Raw genomic sequence first — 25,194 nt, 5'->3', positions numbered from 1 at the left:
CCCTTGTTGTTGATGATCCGGGGGGGGTGGTGTCACCGGGCCCGGAGGCATCGACGGACCGCTGACGAGGGGTTGAGCACCGGTTCACCCAAGGCCGGGAGAGCTCTCCATAACGTGGATGTGGCAGCTCGGTGCCGAGGCAAGGCCGGACGAAAGCGTGATGGAGGGGCCTGCACGTGATCGACACCGGCGACCTCGACGTCTTCCTCGGCCTGGACGTCGGCAAGGGCGAACACCACGCCACCACCGTCACCCCGGCCGGCAAGAAGGCCTTCGACAAGCGGCTGCCCAACACCGAACCCAAGCTCCGCGAGCTGTTCGCGAAACTCCAGCCCAAGCACGGAACGCTGCTGGTCGTGGTCGACCAGCCGGCCTCGATCGGAGCCCTGCCGCTGGCGGTCGCGAGGGACATGGGCTGCCCGGTCGCCTATCTTCCGGGCCTGACGATGCGGCGGATCGCCGACCTCTACCCGGGCGAGGCGAAGACGGACGCAAGAGACGCGTTCATCATCGCGGACGCCACCCGCGGGATGCCTCACACGCTGCGGGCGATCGACGGCGAGGACGAGACGATCGCCGAGCTGGAGATGATCGGGGGGTTCGACGACGACCTGGCCGGCGAAGCCACCCGGGTCGCCAACCGGCTCCACGGCCTGCTGACCCAGATCCACCCGTCGCTGGAACGGGTGCTGGGGCCGCGGCTGCAGCATCCGGCCGTCCTGATGCTGCTGGAACGGTTCGGGTCCCCGGCCCAGATACGCAAGGCCGGACGGCGGCGGCTGGTCACCCTGTTACGCCCGAAGGCTCCGAGGATGGCCGAGCGGCTGGTCTAGGAGATCTTCGACGCTCTGAACGAGCAGACCGTCACCGTTCCGGGGACCGAGGCGGCCGCGCGCTGATCGTCCCGAGCCTGGCCGGATCTCTGGCCGCAGTCCTTGACCAGCGCAAGCTCCTGGCCGGGCGGATCGAGGAACTCCTGGACGCCCACCCACTTTCGAAGGTCCTGACATCGATGCCGGGAGTCGGCGTCAGAACCGGAGCCCGCATCCTGATCGAGGTCGGCCATGGCAGTAATTTCCCGCCCGCCGGCCACCTCGCCGCCTACGCGGGCCTTGCTCCCGCGACCCGCAGTTCAGGGTCGTCGATCCGCGGCGAACAGCCTTCCCGGAGGGGGAACAAGCAGCTCGAACGGGCCTTCTTCCTCTCCGCGTTCGCCGCCCTCGAGGACCCTGCATCGCGGGCCTACTACGACAAGAAGATCAGCCAGGGAAGGCACCACACCCAGGCCCTGCTCTGCCTCGCCAGACGCTGGGCCGACGTCCTCTTCGCGATGCTCCGCGACGGAACCTTCTACGAACCCCAGTCCGCCCGGGCCGTCGCGCCGCAGACCTAGACCGTGGCCAGGAGGTGATCCGTGGGGCCGTAGTCGATCTTCCAGTCGGCATAGGCCCCCACGGAGCCGTCCTTCTGGCACCGCAGCCCAACGGTCACCCAGCGGACCGACCCGTCGCCAGCGAGCGAGAACGCGACCGCGGTCTCGAACTCCTCGCTCCCGCATGGGCAGCAGGCCCCGCCAGGATCCGCGTCCTCCCAGAACTCCTCGCTATCCGCGATGAACGCGCGGACGCCGCAACCAGTGCATACCCGTTCGGCTCCGCCCTCGACATCGTCAACGAGCACGAAGAACACGCGCCCGCCGCACCCGCCGCAGGCCGAAGGAACGATCTTCACCGGACGGCCGTCGTCAGCGTTCCGGAGAAACAACGCGAGGTCCGCAGACACACCCTCGCCAACCTGATCATCAGCATGCACAGGCACATCGTTCCAGAGGCCCGAACCAGCACCCATTCACCTTGACCAAAGAGACAGGGGCACCCCCAGCGGACACCGGCCCCTCCTCGAACAGCGAACCAAGCAGACACGCCCGCGGCGGCAGACCCGAGCCCGAAACACCCCCGACACGGTGGCAAGCCCCCGACACCCCCCCCTGTCGCCGCCAGGGCTGCTTGGGAACGTTTAGGTGGACGGCAGCGCGGGTCGTCGGGCCGGACACGATCGGTGACCCTTCCCACGGAACTCTGCTGACTGGGTCCCCTTGCCTGCGATCCGGGCGAGGGTGCAAGGATGCGTTCGTGGTGACGGACGCTGAATGGACTCGGATTCGGAGTGGGCTGCGCTTCGGGCAGGTCTTCGAGGGCACCGTTGTGAAGGTCCCTCAGCCCGGCGCGGTCGGGATTTTCGTCGACATCGGCCTGAGCGTCGGAGGGTTCGTCGACGTTCTGTTGCTTCCGGAACAGAGCGATGACTGGCCGGTGGAAGGCACGGTTACCGAGTTCGGGATCTGGTGGGCCGACAGCCGTCAGCAGATCCGGCTGAAGCCTTCCGACTCCCGGTATCTGCGAAGCGACTTCACAGACTTTGTGGGACGCGTCCGCCCCCATTGGTCATCCGAGGTCGGCCAGCCCGTCCGTGACCCCGGGGCTCCGGCCCTGGATGAGATACGGACCGCACTTCGGCGTGATGGACCGCCCGCCAACTCCCCATGAAATGTGGTGAAGTGGCCGGCTATCGCGGTGGAGGCTGGCTCGCTTCGGCGCGAGCTCGGGTGCCGGCGAGGCGGTGGGAGTCTGTTGAGCTGTCTCTCGTCGGCCGCCTCTGCCAGTTCGTTCACCAGCTTGGTGGCGATGGTGTGGCGGACGCCGTAATCCTTTATCGCGGTACGGGCGGTACGGGCGGTACGGGCAGTGGGGCGTGGGGGTACCGCGCGGTTGCGGGGCCGGTCGCCGGATCGCTGGAGTTGTCGTCGCTTCCTGTTCTCGGGCTTTCTCTGCTCAGGTGTAGGTGACGGTGACCTGTTCGAAGCCGAGGGCGAGGAGGAGGCCTTGCAGCATGCTGGTGGTGTTGCGTTCGGCGCGGGTGGTGATGTCGCTCTCGCGGGCGGCCTCGCCGATGTGTTGGGCGGCGAGGGTGTGGACCGCGTGTTCGCCGGCGGGGTTGTCGGAGAAGAGGTCCCCCAGCCGGTCGAGGAGACCACGTTGCTTCGAGACGGCGTAGGACCGCTCGGGATTCAGCGAGGGTTCGGCGAGCCGTGCGTGCGGCAGGCGGAGGGTGGCGGTGGTGCGTTTCTCGTCGATCGTGACGGCGTCGCGTCCGAGGCCGGCGAGGTCGACGTACGCGCTGACGCTGCCGGTGGCCACGTACAGGGTGCGGGTGCCGCGGATCGCGTCGGGCAGGAACCGGGCGTCCTTCTCCAGGTCCACCACGACCTGGTAGGTGCCGACGGCGCCTTCGTGGCGGTTCATGTCCTGGATGGACTTCAGTACGGCGGGGCCGGAGCGGTCATGAGTCTCGGTTGCGAACAGGTCTCCGAGGCTTGGTAGTTGGAAGAGTCGCCCGAGAAGGAGCAGCGCCAGGGAGAGCGTGAGGAGTACGGCGGCGACGGCGGGCCATCTTCGGGTGCGGTGTCCGTGTCGCCTCCTCGGGCTCAGGGGTCTGCTGTCTGTGTCGTCTTGGCCGTCTTCGCCGTCTTGGCGGTTGTCTGGGTCGGCTCGCATAGAGGTCTGCTGCCCGTCGTTATGCGTGGCCATTCACCTTTGGTTCCAACTTGCTTGCAGGCAGGATTAGTTGGGGTGTCATCGCGGTTTGACCGGTGCCTCGGGTTACCGAGGGCCTTGCCGGGTAGCCGCATCCTTCCAGGAACGCGGAGTGGGGGGCGGACATGAAGATGTGGAGAAGCAGCCGGGGCAGAGGCAAGGTGGCCACCGGTGAGGCACCCGGAGCCAAGGCGTCCGGAAGCACGGTCGGCGGCGGAGCTTCGCGGGGCGCGGTGGCGGAGGAGGACGCCGACGGCGTGCAGGTCGTGCCAGGGCAGGACGGGCCGGCACAGACCGAGCAGGAGTACCGGCGGCGCGGTCCCGGCCGGGTGGTGCGGGCGCTCGTCGCACTCGTCGCACTCGTGGGCATGGTGGCGTTCGCGATCGTCCTGGCCGGACTCACCCTGAAGGCGTCACCCGCTTCCGTGCCCCTCACCCACAGCAACCTCACGCCGGGCCGTTCGATCCGCACCTATCTCGAGCAGCCGGGTTTCGTGGAAACGGTCAAGCAGCTCGGCGGGAACCTGGCGCTCGGCGTCCCGTTCGGCATCCTCCTGCCGCTCCTGTCACGCAGGACGCGCGGTCTCATGCGCGTCGGCCTGCTCACGGTGGGGACGATGCTGATCGTCGAACTGATCCAGGGCGCGCTCATCACCGGACGCGCCTTCGACGTCGACGACGTCCTCCTCAACACCACCGGGGCGCTCGCGGGCTATCTGGCCGTCGGGCGGCGCATAGGCCGCGCGGTGCACCCCCGCACCCGCCGCCGGTGGTGGCGACGGCACCCTGCCCGGCCGGCCTCGTAGACCTCGCGGCTCCGGCGGACCATCCGCGTCCGCGAACCGACAAGGCCGGGCAGTGGGCCGTCCGCCGGACGGGTGGGGTCTGCGCCGTTCGGCGGACAGGAAGGACATGGGACGCAGGAGGCGGGGAAGGGGATGTCGGGCAGAACGACAGCCGATCCACCGCCGAAGGAGCAGTCACCGTGGACCGTACCGCAGGGGCCGACGGGAACGCGGTCGTAGGGGAAGGGGAGGTGCGAGGGCGTCAGGACCTCACTTCGCCGCTTTCGCTCCAGGTCAACGGAGTCACGCACGCTCTGCGGCTCGACAACCGCACCACCCTCCTGGACGCGTTGCGCGAACACCTGGACCTCACCGGCACCAAGAAGGGCTGCGACCACGGGCAGTGCGGCGCCTGCACGGTGCTCGTGGGCGGGCGGCGCGTGAACAGCTGTCTGCTGTTGGCCGTCACGTGCGACGAGCCCGTCACCACGGTCGAGGGCCTCGCCGCCGAGGACGGCCGGCTCCATCCGCTCCAAGAAGCGTTCATCTCCCATGACGCCCTCCAGTGCGGCTACTGCACACCCGGCCAGATCTGCTCCGCCGTGGCCATGCTCGACGAGGCCGCCGCCGGGCACCCCTCCCACGTGACACCACCGGACCAGCTCCACCGCGGGGGTCCGGCGGCGCTCACCGCCGAGGAGATCCGTGAGCGCATGAGCGGCAACATCTGCCGCTGCGGCGCCTACCCCAACATCGTCGACGCCATCGCGGGCGCCGTCGAGGAGGCCTCCTCGTGAAACCCTTCGGATACCTGCGCGCCCTGCACACCGACCAGGCACTCGCCGCGTACGCGGCCCACCCCGGCGCCCAGTACCTCGCCGGCGGCACCAACCTCGTCGACCTGATGAAACTCGGTGTGGCCGGGCCCTCGTTCCTCGTCGACATCAGCCGGCTGCCGCTGGACGGCGTCGAGGAGACGCCGGAGGGCGGCCTGCGCGTCGGGGCGACCGTACGGAACAGCGACCTGGCCGTCCATCCGCTCGTACGGGCCCGCTACACCGTCCTGTCGCAGGCGCTCCTCGCCGGTGCCTCCGCGCAACTGCGTAACACCGCCACCACCGGCGGGAACCTCCTTCAGCGCACCCGCTGCCCGTACTTCCAGGACACCTCCAAGCCCTGTAACAAGCGCCGGCCGGGCACCGGCTGCCCCGCCCGCGAGGGAGTCCACCGCGACCTCGCGGTGCTCGGCCACTCCGCACAGTGCGTCGCCACACACCCCTCCGACATGGCGGTCGCGCTCGCCTGCCTCGACGCGCAGGTCCACCTGCTCGGACCCGACGGGGAACGCGCCGTGCCGGTCACCGACTTCCACCGTCTCCCCGGCGACCGGCCCGAACAGGACACCGTCATCCGACCCGGCGAGCTCCTCACCGCCGTGACACTCCCCCCGCCCGCCGGAGTCCGCAGCACCTACCGCAAGGCCCGCGACCGCGCCTCCTACGCCTTCGCGCTCGCCTCCGTCGCCGCCACCCTCACCATCGAGAACGGCGTCGTCCGCCACGCCGCCCTCGCCTTCGGCGGCCTCGCCGCCACCCCCTGGCGGGCCCGCGCGGCCGAGGACATCCTGCGCGAAGCGCCCGCCACCCCACAGACGTACGCGCGGGCCGTCGACGCCGAACTCGCCGCGGCCCGGCCGTTGCGTGACAACGCCTTCAAAGTGCCGCTCGCCCGCAACCTCGCCATCCGCGTTCTCACCGAACTCACCTCCCGACCTGAGGAGACCCGGACACCGTCATGACCTCTCCGACTCCCCAGCCCCAGACTGAGCCTGGCCACCGCACCGGCGCCGACGGCGACGTCCGCCGTGACGCCCGGCAGAAGGTCACCGGCCAGGCGCGCTACGCCGCCGACCACACGCCGCCCGGTTGCCTCCACGCCGTCCCCGTACCCGCCACCGTCGCCCGCGGCACCGTCACCGCCGTCCACGCCGACGAGATCCTGCGGCGCCCCGGCGTCCACGCCGTCCTCAGCCACCACAACGCGCCCCGCCTCGGCCAGGCCGACGATCCCACCCTGGCCCTGCTCCAGGACGAACGCGTCCCACACCGCGGCTGGTACGTCGCCGTCGTCGTCGCCGACACCCCCGAGAACGCCCGCGCGGCCGCCGACGAGCTGCGGATCGAGTACGCGACCGAGGAGCACGACCCCGGGCCCGCCGCCGGGCACCCCCGGCTCTACACCCCCCAGGAGGCCAACGGCGGCCACCCGGCCCTGCGTGAACGCGGCGACTTCGACACCGCCTACGAGGCTTCCCCGGTACGCATCGACGCCACGTACACGATGACCGCACAGCACAACCATCCGATGGAGCCCCACGCCTCCACCGCCTGGTGGCAGGACGGCGACCTGACCGTGCACGACTCCAGCCAGGGAGCGACGACCGTACGCGACACCCTCGCGCAGCTGCTCCAGGTCCCCCCGGACCGCGTCACCGTCCACTCCGCGTACGTCGGCGGCGGCTTCGGCTCCAAAGGCACCCCGCGGCCCCAGGTGGTCCTCGCCGCGATGACCGCCCGCCACGTCGGGCGCCCCATCCAAGTGGTCCTGCCCCGGCGCGAACTCCCCGCCGCCGTCGGGCATCGCGCCCCCACCGTCCAACGCGTCCGCATCGGCGCGGACACCCACGGCCGGATCCACGCCCTCGCCCACGAGATCACCACCCAGACGTCCACCGTCAAGGAGTTCGTCGAGCAGGCGGCCGTACCCGCCCGAACCATGTACACCTCGCCCCACAGCCGCACCAGCCACCGCGTGGTCGCCCTCGACGTGCCCACACCGTCGTGGATGCGCGCCCCGGGCGAGGCATCCGGCATGTACGCCCTGGAAACAGCCATCGACGAACTCGCCGTCGCCACCGGCATCGACCCGGTCGAACTCCGGCTGCGCAACGAGCCCCGCACCGAACCCGACAGCGGCCGGCCCTTCAGCAGCAGGAACCTCGCCTCGTGCCTGCGCGAAGGCGCCCGGCTGTTCGGCTGGGCCGACCGCGACCCCCGCCCCGGAACACGCCGGACCGGCGACCGGGCGACCGGCACCGGAGTCGCCGCGGCCACCTACCCGTACCTCCTCAGCCCCTCGACGGCCACCGCGCACGCCGCACCCGACGGCAGCCGCACCGTACGGCTCGACGCCACCGACATCGGCACCGGAGCCCGGACCGTCCTCGCGCGGGTCGCCGCCGACGCGCTCGGCGTCCCCGCGGCGTCGGTCCGCATCGAAGTCGGCAGCAGCGCCCTGCCCGCGGCGCCCCTCGCGGGCGGCTCCTCAGGGACCTCGTCCTGGGGCTGGTCCGTCCACAAAGCCTGCACCGCCCTGGTCGGCCTGCTCCAGGCCCACACCGGTCCGCTCCCGCCCCAGGGCCTCACCGCCTCGGCGGACACCACGGAGGAAGCCGGTCGTACCTCCCCCTACGCGCGACACGCCTTCGGCGCACAGTACGCCGAGGTGGACGTCGACACCGCGACGGGCGAGGTACGCGTCCGCCGGCTCCTCGGAGTCTTCGCCGCGGGCCGGATCCTCAGTCCCCGCACCGCTCGCTCCCAGTTCATGGGCGGGATGCTTATGGGCCTTGGCATGGCGCTGACCGAGCACAGCACCCTCGACCCCGCATTCGGGGACTTCACCGAACGCGACCTGGCCTCCTACCACGTCCCCGTCAACGCCGACGCGCCCGCCATCGAGGCACATTGGCTGGACGAGGAGGACCCTCACCTCAATCCCATGGGCAGCAAAGGCATCGGGGAGATCGGCATCGTCGGTACAGCCGCCGCGATCAGCAACGCCGTGCACCACGCGGTGGGCGTACGGCTGCGGGAACTGCCCCTCACCCCCGACCGGCTCATCCCCCACCTAGGGGGATGAGAGGGTTACGCCACCGGTGCGATCGGGCCGTGCCGCATGGCGCTTACGAGGGCCGGCCGCCGTACGGCACGGTGATGAGCTCGAAGAGGTGGCCCACCGGGTCCACGAAGTACACGCCGTGGCCGCCGTCGTTGTGGTTGATCGTGCCCGGGTGCTTCCGGTGGGGATCGGCGTAGTGCTCGATGCCGCGCTGTCCGATCTGCGCGTACGCCGCGTCGAACTCCTCCTCGGAGACCAGGAAGGCGTAGTGCTGGGGGGTGATCCTGTCCTCGGGGATGGCGGCGAAGTCAAGGGTGACGCCGTTGTTCAGGTCGACCGCGATGAACGGGTCCCACTCGGCGGTGATCTCCAGGCCGAGGAGGTTCGCGAAGAATTCCGCGGACTCCCGGTTGTCCCGGGCGTGGACGATCATGTGGTTCAACTCGACTGGCATGGGATGCCTCCGAAGGCATGTCCCGACACCTCCATGCCTCACCCGGACGGTGACCGGCACGCGGTGTCGCCGTCGATTCTAGTCGCTGCCGCTGCCTGTTCCGAGAGGGCGGTGTCGATCATCCAGTGCATCACGGACTCGGGCAGCGCAGGGTTCAGGACGGCCTGCTGCCGGAGGTCGTTGTCGCGCAGGGCGCGGACCAGGGGCCGTGCGGGCAGTGCGGGATGGCGCGCCGCCGCGTAGCGGACCGCCGCGCTCCCGTCGTCGAGCAGCCGGACAGCCGAGGCCCCCGAGAGCCGGGGGTCCCTGGCGGCCCGGTGGCGGACCTCGCTGTTCTCGTCCCGGCTGAAGCGCTCCACCAGGTCGGCGGTGGAGTCGGGATCGTCCAGTGCCAGCTGGCGCAGCCGCGGGTGCGGGTCGGTCGCGTACGGGAGCAGGCCGGTACGCGGGAAGTTGGGGTGGGTGCGGGGGCGTCCGGGAGAGCTGAAGCTGCCGTTCCACCAGAGCCAGACCTTCAGGAGCATGTCGGCCGGCGCGTCGTCGCAGGACTCGGCGAGGAAGAGGCGTACGACCCGGTCCTCGTCGCGGGCGAGGCGGGCGACGACGTCCGGCGGGAGGTGCCGGGCGCGGGCCACGGTGCAGCGCAGCAGCGGGTGGCAGGAGGTGGAGACGCGGCGCATGGCCTCCGGGTCGCCGTGGAGGTCTCGTACCCAGGGCACGTCGTGCCGCATGCCGTCGAGGTCGAGGTGCGCCAGGCATTCCGCCCGTTGTGCCTCGGGGAGTTCGAGGTGTACGGACGCGGTCCGGCGTACCCGCTCGCTCGAGTCCGTGGCGAGTGCGGCGAGGACGTCGGCCGGCAGGTGGCGGTGGGCGGCGACGGTCAGCCGTACGTCTTCGTTCTCGTCCGCGGCGAGCAGCGCGAGCGTCTCGGGTCGGGTGTGCGGGTTGGTCGCGAGGGCCTGTCGTGTGGAGGGGTCGTCGTGCGCGGCGAGGAGCGCGGTGACCTCGGGGGTGAAGCGGCGGGACGCGACGGCCGCACGGTCCGGGGCGAGGGCCTCGTAGGCGGCGAGGTCCATCGGGTGGTCCTCGCGGCCGTCGTGGTCCCGCTGCCGGGCGGCGGTCCGCACGTCGTCGGCGGGGTCGGTGAGCAGGGCCTGCCGTGCCGGCGGGTCGAGGTGCGGCCAGGCCCTGTCGCAGGCGGCGGCCCGTACGGACGGGGCCGGATCGTCGGCGAGGGCGGTGGTCAGGCGTACCGGGAGGGCGGGGGTACGCGCGGCCTGGACGCGCACGAGGGGGGACGGGTCCGTGGCGATCCGCTCGTATCCGGCCTCCGTCAGGCCGCCGCCGCGGCGGGTGGCGAGTTCGGCCAGCAGGGCGCGCCGGGCGGGGCTCTTCTCGCCCAGGACGAGCCTGGTCCACCGGTCCGGGGTCATGGACCGCTGGTACTCCGCGAGCATGCCCCGGATCTCCCGGTCGGGGTGGGCGATCGCGGCGTCGAGAACCGCGGTGGACAGCGGGCGGTGCAGGAAGTAGCCGGCTCCCAGGTCGAGCAGCCGGATCAGTACCTGGTCACTCGCGGCGTCGTTGAGACCGAGCCACCCGATCCAGGGCCTCCACAGGTGCCTTGTGGGCCGGAGTCTCGGTGTGGTCAGTCCTTCCCACGCTGCCTCCCGCTGCTCGGGGCTCTCCTGTGCCGTCGCCCGTGCGTGGCGCTCGCGCTGTTCCAGAAGTCCGTCGACGGCGACGAGCCAGATCTCGTACTCCTCGCAGGTCACTCCCAGCAGGGTGTCGCCGTCCACGGAGAGGGTGACGAACTCGGGCTGCCCGGGGCGGTTGCCGAGCACGCCCGCGAGGTCCCAGGTGGGGGTGAGGCGGACCCTGGCCCAGGTGTCGTGGCCCTGGGCGTGGATGAGGAACTCGCCCTTCTCGTCGATGATCCCGTGCTCGCGCGCGAGATGGTGCCAGCGGGCGTTGAGCTCCGGGACGAGGTCGGGTCGGTCTTCGCGGACGGCCGCGGTCGGCACGGTGTCGTACGAGACGACCGGGCGCCAGGCGGCCGCGGGGGTCAGGACGTTGTCCGGTCCCCACTCCCCCACGATCTCCAGGCCCGCTCGCTCCAGTTCGGCGACCAGTTCGGCGCGTGTCCGTGGTGGTGTACGGCTGTGCCTCATGGACGCCGTCCTGACGGGGCCTGCGGGAGGGGTGGGTGGGGTTCTGGCTCAGCCGCCGGTGGCCGCGCATGCACGGTTGTCGCCACGACGGCCGGGGCCCCGACCACGCCGGGCTGTGACGAGACAGCCGCCCAACGGGTCGGGGCTCACCGCCCTGGCCGCCGTACGAGGGACTTTCGCGGAGGTCACCCCTCGGCGAGTTCCTCCTCGGGCATCATGGCGCCGGCGAAGCCGCCCAGGAGCTCTTCCAGGTTCAGCTCGGTCGCTCCGGCCGGGGCGACGGGCTTGGTGCCGCCGCTCATCTTCAGGACCAGGCCGAACTTCTTGGCCTTCGCGCTCTCGGCCAGCTTGGCGAGGTCGACGTTCACCTCGGTCAGCTCGCCGTTCTTGAGCGTGAAGTCGGCCGTGACCTTGGTGTCGGGGGCGTCCTTCAGATCCGCGTCCGACGGCAGGCTCATGCCGGGGGGCAGGTCCTTGGCCAGCGGACGGATCTCGCCCATCATCTCCGTGATCAGTGTGCGGAACGGGGCCGTGGCGGTGATGTGCTCGGTGCCGTCCTCGCCCCCGGCGGTCTTGAATTCGACCTCACGGGCGATGACCTCGCGCAGGGCCTCCACGACCTTCTTCTGGGTCGCGGGGTCCAGGGAGGGCTCCGGCGACAGCGCGGCGCCGGGCGCCTGGCCCAGCGTCTGGCCGGCCTTCTCCATCTCCTTGGTGTCGAACTTGACCCACTGGCCCTCCAGCGCCTTCTTGAGGCCTCCGGCCTCCGGGGGCAGTTCGTCGGCGGGCGGCATGGGGGCGCCCAGCGCCTTGGTGAGGGCCTTCACGTCGGAACGGAGGTAGGTGTAGTCGCCGATGACCCGGTACTCGACGAGGTCGCCGTCGGGGCTGCTGACCTTCATGGCCATACCGACGAGATCCTTCTCCTCGGACTCGGCGATCGGCTTCTTCGACTCCACCGTGACGGTGATCTTCGCGCCGCTGATCAGCTTGGCGGCCTCGTCGGGGATCTCGTCGCCGGGCTCCGGGTCCGACTCGGCGTCCATCTCCTTGATGGTCGCGGCGTCGACGTCCAGGCCCAGCTCGAAGGAGATCGACTTCTCCTTGCCCAGCTTCTCGAAGGCCTTGTCCAGCTTCTGGCCGGCGGACAGCTGCTCGACCGTGCCGCAGGCGGCCGAACCCGCCAGGACGGCGCCGACGACTGCGGTGGCGGTGAGGGTCTTGCGTATGGCGGTGATGATGGTCTCCTCGTAGGTCCGATCACTGTGTGATCGTTCAGGAGACTCATACTTCCGCCATAAGGTTGCCCCTGCCCCTCATTTTTCCCTGTCCCTCGCGCGGGGCAGGCGGAGTTCGAAGCGTGCGCCTCCGGCGGGGGCTCGAGTGGCCGTCAGGTCGCCGCCGTGGCGGCGGGCGATGTCGCGGGCGATGGCCAGACCGAGGCCGGCTCCGCCGTCGTCGCGACTGCGGGCGTCGTCGAGGCGTACGAAACGTTCGAAGACACGGTCGCGGTCGTCCTCCGGTACGCCGGGGCCGTCGTCGTCCACGCGCAGCACCACCTGGTCGTCCTCGTGGCGCACGGTTGCGGTGATCCATGTGCGGGTGTGTCGCTGGGCGTTGTCCAGCAGGTTGCCGATCACCCGGGCCAGCTGGGTTCGGGAGCCGGTCACCGTCGTCTCCTGCTCCGTCTCGGCGCGGACCGGGATCCGGTCGGTGGTCCGGCGGTCGACGAGCGCCGTCAGCAGGTTCGTCAGGTCGACTCTCGTGGTGTCCGGCTGTTCGCCGGCGTCGAGGCGGGCGAGCAGGAGGAGGTCGGTGGTGAGGTTCTGCAGGCGGACGGTGTCCGCCACGGCGCCGGGGAGGTCGAGGAGGGAGGGGTGGGCGGCGGCGACCTCGAGTTGGGTGCGCAGGCTCGCGAGGGGACTGCGCAGTTCGTGGGAGGCGTCGGCGACGAAGCGGCGCTGTCGTTCCACGGAGGCTTCGAGGGCCGCGAGGGTGGCGTTGGTGGTACGGGCGAGACGCGCCACCTCGTCGCGGCTGGCGGGCTCGGGAACCCGGCGGCTCAGGTCCGTCGACGCGGTGATCGCGGCCATCTCGCGCCGGATGTCCTCCACCGGCCTCAGGGCGCGGCGGGTCACCCGCCAGGTCACCGAGGCCACGACGCCGAGGAGCAGCGGCAGGCCTGCCAGCATCACGAGGGCGGCGGTGGTGACGGTGGACCGGCCCTCTTCCAGCGAGGCTCCGGCATGGACGACGACGGTCTCGTCGCGTGGGTCGGTGACCTCCAGCTGGGTGAACCGGTAGGCGGCTGCCTGTCCGTCGACGGTGGCCCTTCCCCCGCCGTGCCAGGTGACGTCACCGACGTGGCCGGCGTCGGGGTCGTCGGTGTCGTCGTCGTCATCGCGTCCGGTCCCGGGGCTCGGCACGGGGGTGACCCCGGGGACGCCGGTGCCGCTGATCTCCTCCAGGTCCTCGCTCACCGCGAGGACCTGGCCGTCGCGGTTCACGACCTGGACGGGGTGGTCCTCGGCGTCGGGCAGCTCCAGGTTCGCGTACGGAGTGCCCGCCGCGATCTGCGTGGCGACCCGGCGCGCGGCGGTGTCGGCCTCCGCGTCGGCCTGGCCGCCGAGGTTGCTGCGCAGGGCGAACAGCACGGCGACGCCCGCCGCGACGAGCGCGACCGCCACGACCAGCGTGGCGCCGACGGTCGCCCGCGCCCGGACGGAACTGAAGGGTCGGCGGCCGTTCACGGCGCGTCCAGGCGGTAACCGGCGCCGCGTACCGTGTCGATCAGTCCGGCGCCCAGTTTGCGGCGCAGGGAACTGACTTACACCTCCACGATGTTGGGGTCGCCGTCATAGGCGAAGTCCCACACGTGGGCGAGGATCTCACTCTTGGAGACGACCTCGCCGACGCGCAGGACCAGTTGTTCCAGTACGGCGAACTCCTTCGCCGCGAGGGCCACCTCGGCCCCGTCGAGGAACACCTTGCGGGCCGCGATCTCGACGCGTACGGGCCCGAGGTCCACGGCCTGCGAGGCCGCGGGGCCCGTGCTGCGGCGCAGCAGCGCCCGGATCCGGGCGACGAGGACGACGTACGAGAACGGTTTGGTGAGGTAGTCGTCCGCTCCGGTGTCGAGGCCCTCGGCCTCGTCGTACTCGCCGTCCTTGGCGGTGAGCATCAGGATCGGCACGTCGTTGCCCGCGGCGCGCAGGGCGGAGCAGACGCGGTAGCCGTTCATGCCCGGGAGCATGAGGTCGAGCACCACCAGGTCGTACGGCTCCGTGGCCGCCCGGTGCAGCCCTTCCAGGCCGTCGTGGACGACGTCCACGGCGAAGCCCTCGGCCCGTAGGCCCCTGGCGAGTGACACGGCGAGGCGTTTCTCGTCCTCCACGATCAGCAGGCGCATGCCCATAGGTTCGCAAACGGAACCTGAAGTCGCCCTTCAGGTGGCTTCAGCGTCGCTTCAGGTTGTCTCCGGCACTGTGGATCCGTCGCATCGAGCCGTTGGAAGGACTCCCTCATGAAGCGCAAGCTCGTCATCGCCACCGCCACCGCCACCGTGGCCGCCCTGGCGTGTGGTGGCACCGCTGTCGCCCTGTCGGCCGGGAGCAGTACGAGCAGCGGGGCGCGTGATGCGCGGATCACCGCCGTGCAGGCCATCGACGCGGCCGTCAAGGCACGTCCCGGGACCGTGATCTCCGCCGAGCTCGACGACGACCGGGACTCGGACGAGGCCACTGACGCCGAGGCCCCCGACGCCGAGGACCGGGGCTGGGAGGTCGTGGTCGTCAGCGGTTCCCGCTCCTACACCGTCCATGTCGACCAGAACACCGGGCGTGCCCTTGGCACGGACGCCGCCGACGACGACTCGGACGACGTCCGCAGCGAGACGGCCCTCCTGAAGAACGCGAAGGTCAGCGCGCGTCAGGCCGCCACGGCCCTCTCCTCGAAGGGTTTCGTGACCTCGATCGACCTCGGTGACGAGGACGCCGACGACCGCGACCGCGGTTGGGACGCCACCGTCCGGGACGCGCGTGGCGCGGACCACGACTGGGACGTCGATCTGCGGACGGGCGGCATCAGCCAGGACGGGGACGACGACGTTCACGGTGACCTGAAGGACGGGGACGGCGACGACACCGACGCCGACGGTGGTGACGACGACTGAGTCGGGCGGGCTCCGGGGCGTACGTCACCGTCGTGTCCTCGCGGAGCTCGCCGGAGCGGGACACCGCCTCAGGCGGCGGGCGGCGGGTCGGTCGGTTCCGCTGCCCGGCGGTATTCGGCGTTGATGCGCTGGGCTTCTTCGAGCTGGTCTTCGAGGACGATGATGCGGCAGGCGGCTTCGATGGGTGTGCCTTGGTCGACGAGTTCGCGGGCGCGTGCGGCGATGCGCAGTTGGTAGCGGGAGTAGCGTCGGTGGCCGCCGGCCGAGCGGAGCGGGTTGATGAGGCGGGCTTCTCCGATGGCGCGGAGGAAGCCCTGGGTGGTGCCGAGCATCTCGGCGGCCCGCCCCATGGTGTAGGCCGGGTAGTCGTCGTCGTCGAGACGGCCGTACGAGTCGTCAGCTGTCATTTGCACCTCTCCGGGAAACGCGTACAGGGGGCCCTGGTGCCGTACGGCACCAGGGCCCCGAAGGAACTGCTACACCACCTGCCGGGCTTGGTACTGCGCCGGCTTTCTGTTTCCGCTGACCCGACCGAGATGCTGTCGGGGGTACGGGGATCGCGGTTGCTTGACCGGAGACCACCTCACTATCGATGTCCTGCGGTACCCGGGTTCCAGACGTCCGCCCGGGCGATCCTGATGGCGCTCGGCTCCTCCGTTCCTTCCTTGGTGATCAACTGCTTTGCACACGGGGTACTGCGGTACTGCTGGTACTGCATGTACTGCTGCCGGCAGTTCATCTCTGCCAGGCAGGGGTACTGCGGTACTGCTGGTACTGCATGTACTGCTGCCGGCAGTTCATCTCTGCCAGGCCCTGTCTGTCTCTCTGGGCTACGAGAGAAACTGTAGCCAGACCATCGCCTCATGTCTACTCCGGCCGACATAGATTTTCGCGTGTCCGGTGGTGAGGTAATCGGTCGCGCTCGGCATGGTGGGCGGGGGCGGGCGTCGGCATCGGCAGAGCGGGTAGCCGCCGGGTGGAGGTGCGGCGACCGGGTGGCCGTGTACGGGCTGGAGAACGCCGCCGGGACTCCCGTGTACGTGCATGCCAAGGTGTGTGTGATCGACGACGTGTGGGCGTCGGTCGGCTCCGACAACATCAACCTCCGTTCCTGGACCCATGCTTCGGAGTTCAACCGCGTGGTCCTGGACGACGGTGCGGACGGGCGGCCACCGCGCGACCCTGGCGGGCTCGGGGACGACGCCCGCCGTTTCGCGAGGGACCTGCGGCTCGAGCTCTCCTGTGAGCACGTGGGGGGTGGCGGCGGGCCGTACCCGTCCTCCGCGACGGACGACCTGTGCGATCCGGCGCGCGCCTTCGACGCCTGGCACGAGGGCGGCCGGGGCCGGAGGCCGCCCGGTCGGCTGCGCGCCTACCGCCCGCCCGACATGTCCCGCCTGACGCGCAACCTGGCCATGCCTCCGTACCACCTCGTGGTGGACCCGGACGGGCGCCCGGCCCGGCTTCGGCGGCGTAACGCGTACTGAACGCGTACTGAACGCGTACTGACGGAAGCGGCGCGGCGTACGTCGTCCGGGTGCGTGGCCCGGACGTACGGTCATCGGGTGCCGGCCGCCTGAGGAGCGGTGGTCGCGGTGGCTTTGCGTGCGTTGCCGACGACGTGTGACGGAAGCACGCGCTCGGCGCACAGCAGGATCGCGGCGCCGGTCAGGACGAGCAGGGCCAGAACTGTCCACAGGTGCCACTCACCGGCGTCGAGCAGGAATCCGAGCAGCGCGGGCGCGATGGTGCGGCAGACCGACCAGGACAGCTGGTAGACCGACAGATACCGTCCCCTGAGGTGGTCGGGAGCGGCGTGGATCGACAGGCCCTGCGACGGTGCGGAGTGGACGAGTTCCCCGGCGGTGTACAGGATCGCGACCGCCAGGACTGCGACGACGGCGCCGGCGCCGCTGGTCAGTCGGGGCAGGGCCGCGAAGGCGGCGAAGGAGAGCGCGAAGACGGCTGCGCCGAACGCGGCCGTACGGGTGCGCCTGCCGCGCAGGGTCAGGCGGGCGGCCGGGACGCCGAGCGCGGCGACCAGGACGGTGTTGAGCGCGAACACGGCTCCGGCCAGGGCGTCGGGGATGCCGACGTCGCGGGTGAGGAAGATCGGCAGGGCGATGGCCTGGGTGGTGTAGCCGAAGGCGATCAGGAAGTTGGCGGTGGTGATGAGCAGGTAGGGGCGGTCGGCGAGCACCTGCCGGTACCCGCCGCCGGGACGCTCCGGCGACGCCGTTGCCCTGCCCTGGCCGGGCGGGATCCGGGACACCAGCACGGCCGCGACGGCGAACACCGCGGCCAGAGCCACTGCCGCGCCGATGAAGCCGGCGCTGCCGTTCCACGCCAGCATGCCCGCGGCCACCAGGCTGCCGAATCCCATGCCGGCGTTGCGCAGGCTGCGGTCCCAGGCGAGGAGTCGGTCACGTTCGGCGCCTTGGCTGATCTCGCCGATGAGAGCGTGCTGGCTGGGCGACGAGGCCCACATCCCCACCGCCACCACCAGGGCGATCGCCAGGAACGCGGGGTAGGAGTCGGCGAACGGGTAGGCGGCGAAACCGGCCGCTCGCAGCGCGAGGACGCCGATGAGGACCTGTCTGCCGCTGAAACGGTCGATGAGGATGCCGGCGACCGGCATGAACAACAGGGCGCAGAGGCCTGCGACGGTCAGGCCGACGCCGATCGACGTCAGCGACAGGCCGGTGAGCGAATGGACGAACAGCATCGTCAGCGGCACGTATATGCCGTCACCGATCGAGCTCACGAGGCTCGCGGTGATGAGGCGGCGGCGCGTGCGGAGCTCGCACGATATATCTTCCATGGAAGATAATTTATCATCCGTGGAAGATACAGTGAAGGCATGCAGCCCGACGCCATCGCCGCCATCGTCGAACAGTGGAAACGCGAGCGCCCCGATCTGGACGCGGCACCGATGCTCGTCATCGGCAGGCTCTTCCGGCTCACCGGCACGTTGGACCAGGGGCTGCGGCCGCCCTTCCAGGCCGCGGGCCTCGGCAACGGTGACTTCGACGTGCTGGCGGCGCTACGGCGCTCGGGGGAGCCGTACGCGCTGTCAGCGGGCGAGCTCAGCCGCACCGTCCTGGTCACCACCGGCGCGATCAGCAAGCGGGTCGACCGGCTCGAAGCCCGCGGCCTGGTCAGCAGGTCCGTGGCCGAGAGCGATTCGCGCGGACGCCTCATCACCCTCACCGCCGGGGGCGTCGAACTGACCGACGAGCTCATCGCCGTCCACCTGGACAACCAGCGTCGGCTTCTCTCCGGCCTCAGCGAGGACGAGCAGACACAGCTCGCAGGCCTGCTCGAACGACTCGCCTCCACGTTGGACCCGGATGCGTGGTGAGACGCTGCCGCCGGTCAGGTGCGGGCGAGGGTGGCGGCTCCGAAGGAGACGTCGAAGCGGTCGCACCAGATGCTGACGCTCGGGTACTTCGACCAGTCGACGCCCGTGGGCAGGGGGTAGTTCTGGTCGCCCTTGTTGCCCTTGAGCTTGGCGAGGTCGAGGTACGTCCCGTCGTCGAAGACGTACCAGCCCGCCTTGCCCTCCTTGACCGGTGCGTCGCTCAGCCAGACGCGCAGTTCGGGGCCGTTGCTCGTGTCGAGCCCTTCGAGGCGCAGGGTGTGGGTGCCGTCGGCGAGACGGATGACCTTCGCGGTGCCGGTGGTCGCGTGTTCGTGGCTGATGAACGTGCCCTGTGCGACGGTGGCGGGGCCGGCGGGTTCGGCGGGCGCCTGCGGGGACGGCCTCGTACCCGTCGTCGGTGACGCGGAGGGCAGCGCCTCACGGACGGTCTCGTCGACCCACAGGGCCCAGGGCTTGAACCACACCAGCCCTGCCGCCATGGCCACCACGGCGGCAGCGCCGAGGCCTCGCCACAGCTTCTTCTTCCGGCGCCGTTCCACGGCAGCCCCTTTCGCTCGTCGTCGCGATCGCTGTGAGGTCAGACGCGTTCGAGGTGGCGGTGCAGGATGGTCTGGACGCGGGTGCCGGCCTCCGGCGGGAGGCCTCTTCTGGGGAGTACGTCGACGGCCAGGATGTTCGGGTCCCGGCTCAGGAGGACCCAGTGGTCCGGGGTCGCCCGGTAGCCGCGGAACATCGACCAGCGCAGGGTCAGCGCGCAGTGGTCGGTGGTGGCGGAGATGCCGTCGTCGGCCACCGTGGCCCGGTACTCGCCCTGCCATGCGACGAGACGCAGCACGTGGCGGGCCTGGAGGTGGGGGATCGACCAGGTCAGGAGCACGACGAGCCCCTGGAGTACGACCGAGCCGAGTGGCGCTCCCTTGACCACGAGCAGCACCCCGAGCCCTGCGAAGAGGCTGCCCACCACCCCCCGCACCACTGACAGCCCCCTGATCCGGTCGCGTATCCGGATGCCCGCGCGTATGTCGGCGCGGGTCGGCCGGTAGGACCACTCGACCGGTTCCGTGCGCGGTGCTGTGTCCTGCCCTTGATCGACCATGGCCGCACCCTAGCGGCCTGACGGATCGGCGCCGCACCTACCCCGCTCTCACGTTCTCTCCGTTCGTCGGGAGGCCGGCGGCGTGGGGACGGCGGCTCCGTCGGCAGGTTCGGCGGTCCCGGGGAAACCCGTGGCTCCCGCGCATGAAGTGCCCTGGAAGGGGTCAGACGCCGGGGCATGAGAAGGCGTGGCTCGGAGCGGGCTCATGGCCCGGTCGTCGTGGTCACCGGCGCTTCGAGTGGGATCGGGCGCGCGGTGGCCCTCGCGTTCGCGCGGCGCGGTGCCCGGGTCGTGCTCGCCGCGCGCAGTGCCGCCGTCCTCGAGGACGTGGCCGGGCAGTGCGCGGGCGCTCACCGTTCGGCCGAGGCGCTGGCCGTTCCCACCGACGTCGCCGACGCCCGGGCCGTGGAGGCTCTGGCGGCCGCGGCGCTCGCGCGGCACGGCCGGATCGACGTCTGGGTGAGCGCGGCGGGCGTCGGCGTGCTCGGCGGGGCCGACCGGACGCCGCCCGAGGACGTGCGCAGGCTGTTCGACGTGAACGTGATGGGGGTGGTCCACGGGGCCGGGGCCGCCGTTCCCGTCATGCGGCGTCAGGGAAGCGGCGTACTCGTCGATGTCTCCTCCGTCCTCGGCGGGGTCGTCCGGGCGCCGTACATGTCGGCGTACGCCATGTCCAAGGCCGCCCTTGTCACCTTCGACGACGTCCTCCGGCAGGAGCTGGCGCTCGCCGGGGAACGCCGCGTGCACGTCTGCAGCGTCCTGCCGGCGGGGGTGGACACCCCCTTCTTCCGGCACGCCGCCAACCACAGCGGACGCCGGGTGCGGGCCCTGCCCCCGCTCGTACGCCCCGAACGCGTGGCACGGGCCGTCGTCCGCGCGTCACGACACCACCGGAGGAAGACCACCGTCGGGGCGTTCGGCCGCGTCCTCACCTGGGGATACGCCGTGGCCCCCGGCCTCGTCCGCGCCGCCATCGGCCGCCACACCGCGTACCGGTATCTGTCGCCACCCGGCGAGACCCCCGACACGACCGGCATCCTCTACGCCCCGTCCGGCGCCACGGCGGCGCCGCGCGGTGGTCGCGGCGGGTGACCGGGCACCGTCCACGAGCCACCAGGAGGCCTCTCATGGCCGTGCGTCACCAGCTCATCCGCAAGCCCCCGGCCGAGGTCTGGTCGGTCCTGCGCGACGGCGACCTCTACACCCGCTGGGTGATCGGCACCGATGACTCATGGAACCGGGACGGGCGGTGGCCCGCCGAGGGATCGGAGATCGGGTACGCGGTGCGACTCGGTCCGTTCGAGTACCAGGGCCGTACCGTCTCGCGCGTCTTCGAGCCCGGTCAGCGCCTCGAACTCGAGGCCATGAACGGCACGTCGAGCAGCGTCCGCATCGCCATCACGGTCCAGCGCTGGGGAGAGGACACCCTCGTCGTCGTCGACGAACACCCGCTGAGCGGGCTGATGGCACGCTGGCACAACACGTTCCTCGACGCCGCCATCCAACTGCGGCACCGGGCCATGCTGTCCCGGCTCGCCCGGCTCGTGGAGTCGGGGCCCGAGGTGGACGCGGACTCCGACGCGGACACGGAGGCGGGGCCGGGGCAGGGCGGGCCTCGTGTCGACGCCTGACGCGGTGGTCGTCGGCGCCGGTCCCAACGGTCTGGTGGCGGCCAACGTCCTCGCGGACGCCGGGTGGCGGGTCGTCGTCCTGGAGGCCCAGGACGAGCCGGGCGGTGCGGTGCGCAGCGACCGCGGAGTCCATCCCGACTACGTGCACGACCTGTTCAGCGCGTTCTACCCGCTGGCCGCCGCCTCCCCCGTGATCCGGGCCATGCGCCTGGAGGACGACGGGCTGCGCTGGACGCACGCCCCGACCGTCCTCGCCCACCCGCTCCCCGACGGCCGGTGTCCGGTGCTCTCCCGGGACCTGGAGAGCACCATCGCGTCGCTGGCGGGGTTCGCGGCGCCCGACGGGGCCGCCTGGGAGCGTCTCTACCGGATCTGGCGGCGCGTCGGCGACGATCTGATGGGGTGCCTCTTCACCCCCTTCCCGCCGATCCTTTCGGGGCTGCGGCTCGCCGCGCGCACCGGCCCGTACGACGGCCTCCGGCTGGCCCGGACCATGCTGCTGCCGGCCCGACGGTTCGGCGAGGAGTACTTCGCCGGCGAAGGCGGCAGGCTGCTGATCGCGGGCAACGCGCTCCATGCCGACCTGGGGCCCGAGTCCGCTCTCGGCGGCGGCTTCGGCTGGCTCATGTCGATGCTCGGCCAGGCGTACGGGTTCCCGGTGCCGACCGGCGGGGCGGGGAGCCTCACGCGCGCGCTCGTCCGGCGGCTCCAGGCCCGCGGCGGGGTCCTCCACTGCCGTCGGACGGTGACGCGCGTCGTCGTCCGAGGTGGCCGCGCCGTCGCCGTCCGTACCGAGGACGGCGGCGAGATACCCGCGCGCCGGGCCGTCCTCGCCGACGTACCCGCCCCGCTGCTGTACGGGCGCCTTGTGGCGGCGGAGGACGTGCCGACGCGGCTGCGCGCTGATCTGCGCCGCTTCCAGTGGGACTTCTCCACGGTGAAGGTCGACTGGGCCCTCGCGCGGCCGATCCCCTGGACGGCCGAGGGCGCGCACGGCGCCGGGACCGTCCATGTCGCCGACGGCGTCGACGACCTCACCCGCTTCGGCGCCCAGCTCGCCATGGGGCGCGTACCCGACGTGCCGTTCACCGTCCTCGGCCAGATGACCACCGCCGACGCGACCCGCTCCCCCGCCGGCACGGAGTCGGCCTGGGGTTATACGCATGTGCCGCAGGAGATCAGGGGCGATGCCGGGGACGACGGTCTGCGCGGGCAGTGGGACGAGCGGGAGAAGGACGTCGTCGCGGCTCGCGTGGAGGCGGGCATCGAGCGTCTCGCGCCGGGGTTCCGCGCGTCGATCCTCGCTCGGCGGGTCCTGGCGCCGCCCGACCTGGAACGGCTCAACGCCTCCCTTGTCGGAGGCGCCGTCAACCAGGGCACCACCAACCTGCACCAGCAGCTGGTCTTCCGCCCCGTGCCCGGCACCGGCCGCCCCGGGACCCCGATCCGGGGGCTCTACCTCGCGTCGGCCACCGCCCACCCGGGCGGCGGTGTGCACGGCGCACCCGGCGCCAACGCCGCCCGGGCCGCCCTGCGCTCGCACCGCCCAGTCCTGGCGCCCCGTCGGCTCCGGCCTCGCTCGTACCGCTGAGCCGGCCGCGTCGGCCGTACCGCTGAGTCGGCCGTAACGCTGAGTCAGCCGTACCGCCGAGGCGCCGTACCGCTGAGTCGCCCGTATCTGTGCAATCTCGTATGTTCAGGTCATTCGCGACAGGGCAAACGTGGGTGAGCCACACACCCACCGAACAGGAGCGTCTCCATGACAGCGAACCCGAACCCGGACCCGTCGTCCCCCGAGTCCGGCGTCCCCGGGCGGCCCGGAGCCAAGCCCTCGTCCCTCGAGGAGCCCACGCAGCCCCGCGGCCCGCTGCCGCCCAAGCCGGACCAGAGCGGCCCCGAGACCGTCAGCCCCACGGGTCAGGCCACCGGGGAGGACCCCGCCCGTTCGGCCCAGAGCGGCGCGTACCTCACCAACGCGCAAGGAGCCCGGCTTTACGAGACCGACCACTCGCTCAAGGCCGGCAGCCGCGGACCCGTCCTGCTCCAGGACCACCACCTGCGCGAGAAGATCACCCATTTCGACCACGAGCGCATTCCCGAGCGCGTGGTCCACGCTCGCGGAGCGGCGGCCCACGGCGTGTTCCGGAGCTATGGGACGGCGAGTCGGCTGACGAAGGCCGCGTTCCTCGCCGACGACGTCGAGACGCCCGTGTTCGTACGCTTCTCCACGGTCCTCGGCTCGCGCGGCTCGGCCGACACCGTCCGCGACACGCGTGGCTTCGCGACGAAGTTCTACACCGAGGAGGGGACGTTCGACCTCGTCGGGAACAACATCCCGGTCTTCTTCATCCAGGACGCCATCAAGTTCCCGGACATCATCCACGCCGGCAAGCCGCATCCCGACCGGGAGATCCCGCAGGCGCAGAGCGCCCACGACACCTTCTGGGACTTCGTGTCGCTGCACACCGAGGCCACCCACCACACGCTGTGGAACATGTCCGACCGGGGCATCCCCCGCTCCTTCCGGATGATGGAGGGCTTCGGCGTCCACACCTTCCGCCTCGTCGACCACGAAGGCGGGACGACCCTGGTCAAGTTCCACTGGAAGCCCAAGCTCGGCGTGCACTCACTCGTCTGGGAGGAGGCGCAGCTCATCGGGGGCATGGATCCCGACTTCCACCGGCGGGACCTGTTCGACGCGATCGAGGCGGGCGCCTTCCCTCAGTGGGAGCTCGGCGTCCAGACCTTCCCCGACACCCCGGAGCAGACCTTCGAGGGCATCGACCTGCTCGACCCGACGAAGATCGTGCCGGAGGAACTCGCCCCCGTGCAGCCGGTCGGTCTGCTCACCCTCAACGCGAACACGAAGAACTTCTTCGCGGAGACGGAGCAGGTCGCCTTCCACCCGGGCCACCTCGTGCCCGGCGTCGACGTGACCGACGACCCCCTGCTCGCCGGTCGGCTCTTCTCCTACCTGGACACGCAGATCAGCAGGCTCGGCGGACCCAACTTCGCCCAGATCCCCATCAACCGTCCGCACGCCCCGGTCAACGACATGCTGCGCGACGGCATGCACCAGACGGCCGTCCACACCGGCGTCGCGCCCTACCACCCCAACTCCCTGGACGGCGGCTGCCCGTTCCTGGCCGGGGCGGACACCGGCGCGTACATCGAGGCGCCCGTGCCGGTCCCGGAGTCGACGAAGGGGCGTGAGGCGCCGCAGTCGTTCTCCGACCACTTCGGGCAGGCCAGGCTCTTCTGGCTGAGCATGACGCCGACGGAACGCGAGCACATCATCGCGGCCTACACCTTCGAGCTGAGCAAGTGCTTCGAACAGGCCGTGAAGGAGCGGGTCCTGACCGTCCTCGCCAACATCGACCCCGTCCTCTGCGAGGGCGTCGCCACGGGCCTCGGTCTGTCCGTGCCGCCGGCGACGGTGCCGTTCGCCGAGGTCCGGCCGAGCCCCGCGCTGTCCCAGCTCGGCGAGACGTGGCCGGTCGACGGGCGCGTCATCGGCATCGTCGCCGACGAGGCCGACGCCGGGGGCATGGAGGCCGTACGAGCGTTCCGCGAGGCCGCCCTGAGCGCGGGCATGGTGCCGCTGGTGATCGCCGCGACCGGTGGCACCCTCGACGCCGACGGGGAGGCGGTCGCGGTGCAGCGCACGTTCGCCGCGGCGCGGTCCACCGAGTTCGACGCGCTGTACGTCGCCGCCTGCCCCGCTCCGGGCCTTGACGCGCAGGGCGTACGGGACGCGAAGGCCGGTCTCCTCGCGACCGACGCCCCGCTCCTCGACCCGCGTGTGGCGCTGCTGCTCACGGAGGCGTACCGGCACGGCAAGGCCGTCTGCGCGACAGGCGAGGGGGCGACCGCTCTGGAGGCGGCCCGGCTGCCCATGGACGCGCCGGGGGTCGTCGTCGGCGACGCCGCCGGGCAGGTGCTGTCCGAGCTGACGGGGCTGCTCGGCGGTCACCGGGTGTGGCAGCGGTTCCCCGCGTCCGTCTGACGCAC

General features: G+C 71.3%; 22 protein-coding genes and 2 pseudogenes. 13 read left to right on the top strand and 11 right to left on the bottom strand.

Translation table 11 applies throughout. The annotated features are described in order from the left end of the window. The first annotated feature begins 176 nt into the window (after positions 1-176). Positions 177-1,393: pseudogene (locus tag ACIRB7_RS30150) on the top strand (IS110 family transposase). Here the strand turns inward: ACIRB7_RS30150 and ACIRB7_RS30145 are convergent. Further along, positions 1,390-1,812, bottom strand: a complete 423-nt coding sequence (locus ACIRB7_RS30145; RefSeq protein WP_403604798.1) for a hypothetical protein — start codon at positions 1,810-1,812, stop codon at positions 1,390-1,392. The pseudogene ACIRB7_RS30150 and the gene ACIRB7_RS30145 overlap by 4 nt on opposite strands. 320 nt (positions 1,813-2,132) lie before the next feature. Between ACIRB7_RS30145 and ACIRB7_RS30140 the strand changes: the two genes are divergently transcribed. Then, positions 2,133-2,546 carry a hypothetical protein gene (locus ACIRB7_RS30140; RefSeq protein WP_403604795.1) on the top strand — a complete coding sequence of 138 codons (414 nt, stop codon included), beginning with the start codon at positions 2,133-2,135 and terminating at the stop codon, positions 2,544-2,546. A 285-nt stretch (positions 2,547-2,831) separates the two neighbouring features. Here ACIRB7_RS30140 and ACIRB7_RS30135 read toward each other — a convergent pair whose 3' ends face one another. After that, on the bottom strand, positions 2,832-3,554 hold the full coding sequence (locus tag ACIRB7_RS30135; RefSeq protein ID WP_403605072.1) for a DUF4230 domain-containing protein: 723 nt from the start codon (positions 3,552-3,554) through the stop codon (positions 2,832-2,834). Between the two features lie 170 nt (positions 3,555-3,724). On the opposite strand from ACIRB7_RS30135, the gene ACIRB7_RS30130 reads away from it, so the two are divergent. From ACIRB7_RS30130 to ACIRB7_RS30115, 4 genes are all read left to right on the top strand, one after another. Further along, positions 3,725-4,399: a VanZ family protein gene (locus tag ACIRB7_RS30130; protein ID WP_403605069.1), complete on the top strand. Its 675-nt coding sequence runs from the start codon at positions 3,725-3,727 to the stop codon at positions 4,397-4,399. 230 nt (positions 4,400-4,629) lie between these two features. After that, positions 4,630-5,175: a 2Fe-2S iron-sulfur cluster-binding protein gene (locus tag ACIRB7_RS30125; RefSeq protein ID WP_403605066.1), complete on the top strand. Its 546-nt coding sequence runs from the start codon at positions 4,630-4,632 to the stop codon at positions 5,173-5,175. Continuing rightward, complete coding sequence (locus ACIRB7_RS30120) at positions 5,172-6,176, top strand: FAD binding domain-containing protein (RefSeq protein WP_403604793.1); 1,005 nt, start codon at positions 5,172-5,174, stop codon at positions 6,174-6,176. The genes ACIRB7_RS30125 and ACIRB7_RS30120 overlap by 4 nt, the downstream gene beginning before the upstream one ends. Further along, positions 6,173-8,299: a xanthine dehydrogenase family protein molybdopterin-binding subunit gene (locus tag ACIRB7_RS30115; RefSeq protein WP_403604790.1), complete on the top strand. Its 2,127-nt coding sequence runs from the start codon at positions 6,173-6,175 to the stop codon at positions 8,297-8,299. The genes ACIRB7_RS30120 and ACIRB7_RS30115 overlap by 4 nt, the downstream gene beginning before the upstream one ends. Positions 8,300-8,342: 43 nt before the next feature. Here the strand turns inward: ACIRB7_RS30115 and ACIRB7_RS30110 are convergent, their stop codons facing one another. From ACIRB7_RS30110 to ACIRB7_RS30090, 5 genes and pseudogenes are all read right to left on the bottom strand, one after another. Continuing rightward, complete coding sequence (locus tag ACIRB7_RS30110) at positions 8,343-8,732, bottom strand: VOC family protein (RefSeq protein WP_403604787.1); 390 nt, start codon at positions 8,730-8,732, stop codon at positions 8,343-8,345. A 38-nt stretch (positions 8,733-8,770) separates the two neighbouring features. Next, positions 8,771-10,903, bottom strand: coding sequence for a PE-PGRS family protein (locus tag ACIRB7_RS30105; RefSeq protein WP_403604784.1), 2,133 nt, complete (start codon positions 10,901-10,903; stop codon positions 8,771-8,773). A 185-nt stretch (positions 10,904-11,088) separates the two neighbouring features. Then, a complete protein-coding gene (locus tag ACIRB7_RS30100; protein WP_403604781.1) occupies positions 11,089-11,949 on the bottom strand; it encodes a hypothetical protein in 861 nt (286 codons plus the stop codon). 270 nt (positions 11,950-12,219) lie between these two features. Beyond that, complete coding sequence (locus ACIRB7_RS30095; RefSeq protein WP_403604778.1) at positions 12,220-13,653, bottom strand: sensor histidine kinase; 1,434 nt, start codon at positions 13,651-13,653, stop codon at positions 12,220-12,222. After that, positions 13,650-14,312: pseudogene (locus ACIRB7_RS30090) on the bottom strand (response regulator transcription factor). Before ACIRB7_RS30090 ends, ACIRB7_RS30095 begins: the two are co-directional and overlap by 4 nt. A 114-nt stretch (positions 14,313-14,426) precedes the next feature. Between ACIRB7_RS30090 and ACIRB7_RS30085 the strand changes: the two are divergent. Beyond that, the gene (locus ACIRB7_RS30085; RefSeq protein WP_403604775.1) at positions 14,427-15,074 is read left to right on the top strand and encodes a PepSY domain-containing protein; all 648 of its coding nucleotides are present in this window, start codon (positions 14,427-14,429) and stop codon (positions 15,072-15,074) included. Between the two features lie 68 nt (positions 15,075-15,142). On the opposite strand, the gene ACIRB7_RS30080 is transcribed toward ACIRB7_RS30085, so the two are convergent. Beyond that, a complete protein-coding gene (locus tag ACIRB7_RS30080; protein WP_403604772.1) occupies positions 15,143-15,481 on the bottom strand; it encodes a MerR family transcriptional regulator in 339 nt (112 codons plus the stop codon). Between the two features lie 588 nt (positions 15,482-16,069). Here ACIRB7_RS30080 and ACIRB7_RS30075 point away from each other — a divergent pair. Then, a complete protein-coding gene (locus tag ACIRB7_RS30075; RefSeq protein WP_403604769.1) occupies positions 16,070-16,561 on the top strand; it encodes a hypothetical protein in 492 nt (163 codons plus the stop codon). A gap of 71 nt (positions 16,562-16,632) precedes the next feature. Here ACIRB7_RS30075 and ACIRB7_RS30070 read toward each other — a convergent pair whose 3' ends face one another. Further along, positions 16,633-17,895 (bottom strand): MFS transporter, encoded by a 1,263-nt coding sequence (locus ACIRB7_RS30070; protein WP_403604766.1) that lies wholly within the window; start codon positions 17,893-17,895, stop codon positions 16,633-16,635. A gap of 39 nt (positions 17,896-17,934) precedes the next feature. On the opposite strand from ACIRB7_RS30070, the gene ACIRB7_RS30065 reads away from it, so the two are divergent. Further along, positions 17,935-18,435 (top strand): MarR family winged helix-turn-helix transcriptional regulator, encoded by a 501-nt coding sequence (locus tag ACIRB7_RS30065; protein ID WP_403604763.1) that lies wholly within the window; start codon positions 17,935-17,937, stop codon positions 18,433-18,435. A gap of 14 nt (positions 18,436-18,449) precedes the next feature. On the opposite strand, the gene ACIRB7_RS30060 is transcribed toward ACIRB7_RS30065, so the two are convergent. Both ACIRB7_RS30060 and ACIRB7_RS30055 read right to left on the bottom strand, forming a co-directional pair. Then, on the bottom strand, positions 18,450-18,935 hold the full coding sequence (locus tag ACIRB7_RS30060) for a DM13 domain-containing protein (RefSeq protein WP_403605063.1): 486 nt from the start codon (positions 18,933-18,935) through the stop codon (positions 18,450-18,452). 98 nt (positions 18,936-19,033) lie between these two features. Continuing rightward, positions 19,034-19,552: a YcxB family protein gene (locus ACIRB7_RS30055; protein WP_403604760.1), complete on the bottom strand. Its 519-nt coding sequence runs from the start codon at positions 19,550-19,552 to the stop codon at positions 19,034-19,036. 177 nt (positions 19,553-19,729) lie between these two features. On the opposite strand from ACIRB7_RS30055, the gene ACIRB7_RS30050 reads away from it, so the two are divergent. The 4 genes from ACIRB7_RS30050 (at position 19,730) to ACIRB7_RS30035 (ending at position 25,189) form a co-directional block, all read left to right on the top strand. Next, positions 19,730-20,644 (top strand): SDR family NAD(P)-dependent oxidoreductase, encoded by a 915-nt coding sequence (locus ACIRB7_RS30050; RefSeq protein WP_403604758.1) that lies wholly within the window; start codon positions 19,730-19,732, stop codon positions 20,642-20,644. Between the two features lie 35 nt (positions 20,645-20,679). Continuing rightward, positions 20,680-21,183, top strand: a complete 504-nt coding sequence (locus ACIRB7_RS30045) for an SRPBCC family protein (protein WP_403604755.1) — start codon at positions 20,680-20,682, stop codon at positions 21,181-21,183. Further along, positions 21,170-22,774 carry a phytoene desaturase family protein gene (locus ACIRB7_RS30040; protein ID WP_403604752.1) on the top strand — a complete coding sequence of 535 codons (1,605 nt, stop codon included), beginning with the start codon at positions 21,170-21,172 and terminating at the stop codon, positions 22,772-22,774. Before ACIRB7_RS30045 ends, ACIRB7_RS30040 begins: the two co-directional genes overlap by 14 nt. Positions 22,775-22,942: 168 nt before the next feature. Then, the gene (locus ACIRB7_RS30035; RefSeq protein WP_403604749.1) at positions 22,943-25,189 is read left to right on the top strand and encodes a catalase; all 2,247 of its coding nucleotides are present in this window, start codon (positions 22,943-22,945) and stop codon (positions 25,187-25,189) included. Positions 25,190-25,194 lie beyond the last annotated feature (5 nt).

Origin of the sequence: Streptomyces sp. NPDC093795 (assembly GCF_044764665.1) — a bacterium.
GTDB lineage: Bacteria > Actinomycetota > Actinomycetes > Streptomycetales > Streptomycetaceae > Streptomyces.
The sequence above is the reverse complement of the archived record's forward strand: the minus strand, read 5'-3'. Positions and strand labels throughout refer to the sequence as shown.

Excerpts from the sequence above, each read along its gene's own strand:
- ACIRB7_RS30135 (WP_403605072.1), bottom strand. The coding sequence starts at position 3,554 with ATGCGAGCCGACCCAGACAACCGCCAAGACGGCGAAGACGGCCAAGAC.
- ACIRB7_RS30105 (WP_403604784.1), bottom strand. The coding sequence starts at position 10,903 with ATGAGGCACAGCCGTACACCACCACGGACACGCGCCGAACTGGTCGCC.
- ACIRB7_RS30060 (WP_403605063.1), bottom strand. The coding sequence starts at position 18,935 with ATGGCGGCAGGGCTGGTGTGGTTCAAGCCCTGGGCCCTGTGGGTCGAC.
- ACIRB7_RS30100 (WP_403604781.1), bottom strand. The coding sequence starts at position 11,949 with ATGGACGCCGAGTCGGACCCGGAGCCCGGCGACGAGATCCCCGACGAG.
- ACIRB7_RS30055 (WP_403604760.1), bottom strand. The coding sequence starts at position 19,552 with ATGGTCGATCAAGGGCAGGACACAGCACCGCGCACGGAACCGGTCGAG.
- ACIRB7_RS30050 (WP_403604758.1), top strand. The coding sequence starts at position 19,730 with ATGAGAAGGCGTGGCTCGGAGCGGGCTCATGGCCCGGTCGTCGTGGTC.
- ACIRB7_RS30045 (WP_403604755.1), top strand. The coding sequence starts at position 20,680 with ATGGCCGTGCGTCACCAGCTCATCCGCAAGCCCCCGGCCGAGGTCTGG.
- ACIRB7_RS30110 (WP_403604787.1), bottom strand. The coding sequence starts at position 8,732 with ATGCCAGTCGAGTTGAACCACATGATCGTCCACGCCCGGGACAACCGG.
- ACIRB7_RS30080 (WP_403604772.1), bottom strand. The coding sequence starts at position 15,481 with ATGACAGCTGACGACTCGTACGGCCGTCTCGACGACGACGACTACCCG.
- ACIRB7_RS30130 (WP_403605069.1), top strand. The coding sequence starts at position 3,725 with ATGTGGAGAAGCAGCCGGGGCAGAGGCAAGGTGGCCACCGGTGAGGCA.
- ACIRB7_RS30035 (WP_403604749.1), top strand. The coding sequence starts at position 22,943 with ATGACAGCGAACCCGAACCCGGACCCGTCGTCCCCCGAGTCCGGCGTC.
- ACIRB7_RS30065 (WP_403604763.1), top strand. The coding sequence starts at position 17,935 with ATGCAGCCCGACGCCATCGCCGCCATCGTCGAACAGTGGAAACGCGAG.
- ACIRB7_RS30070 (WP_403604766.1), bottom strand. The coding sequence starts at position 17,895 with ATGGAAGATATATCGTGCGAGCTCCGCACGCGCCGCCGCCTCATCACC.
- ACIRB7_RS30115 (WP_403604790.1), top strand. The coding sequence starts at position 6,173 with ATGACCTCTCCGACTCCCCAGCCCCAGACTGAGCCTGGCCACCGCACC.
- ACIRB7_RS30085 (WP_403604775.1), top strand. The coding sequence starts at position 14,427 with ATGAAGCGCAAGCTCGTCATCGCCACCGCCACCGCCACCGTGGCCGCC.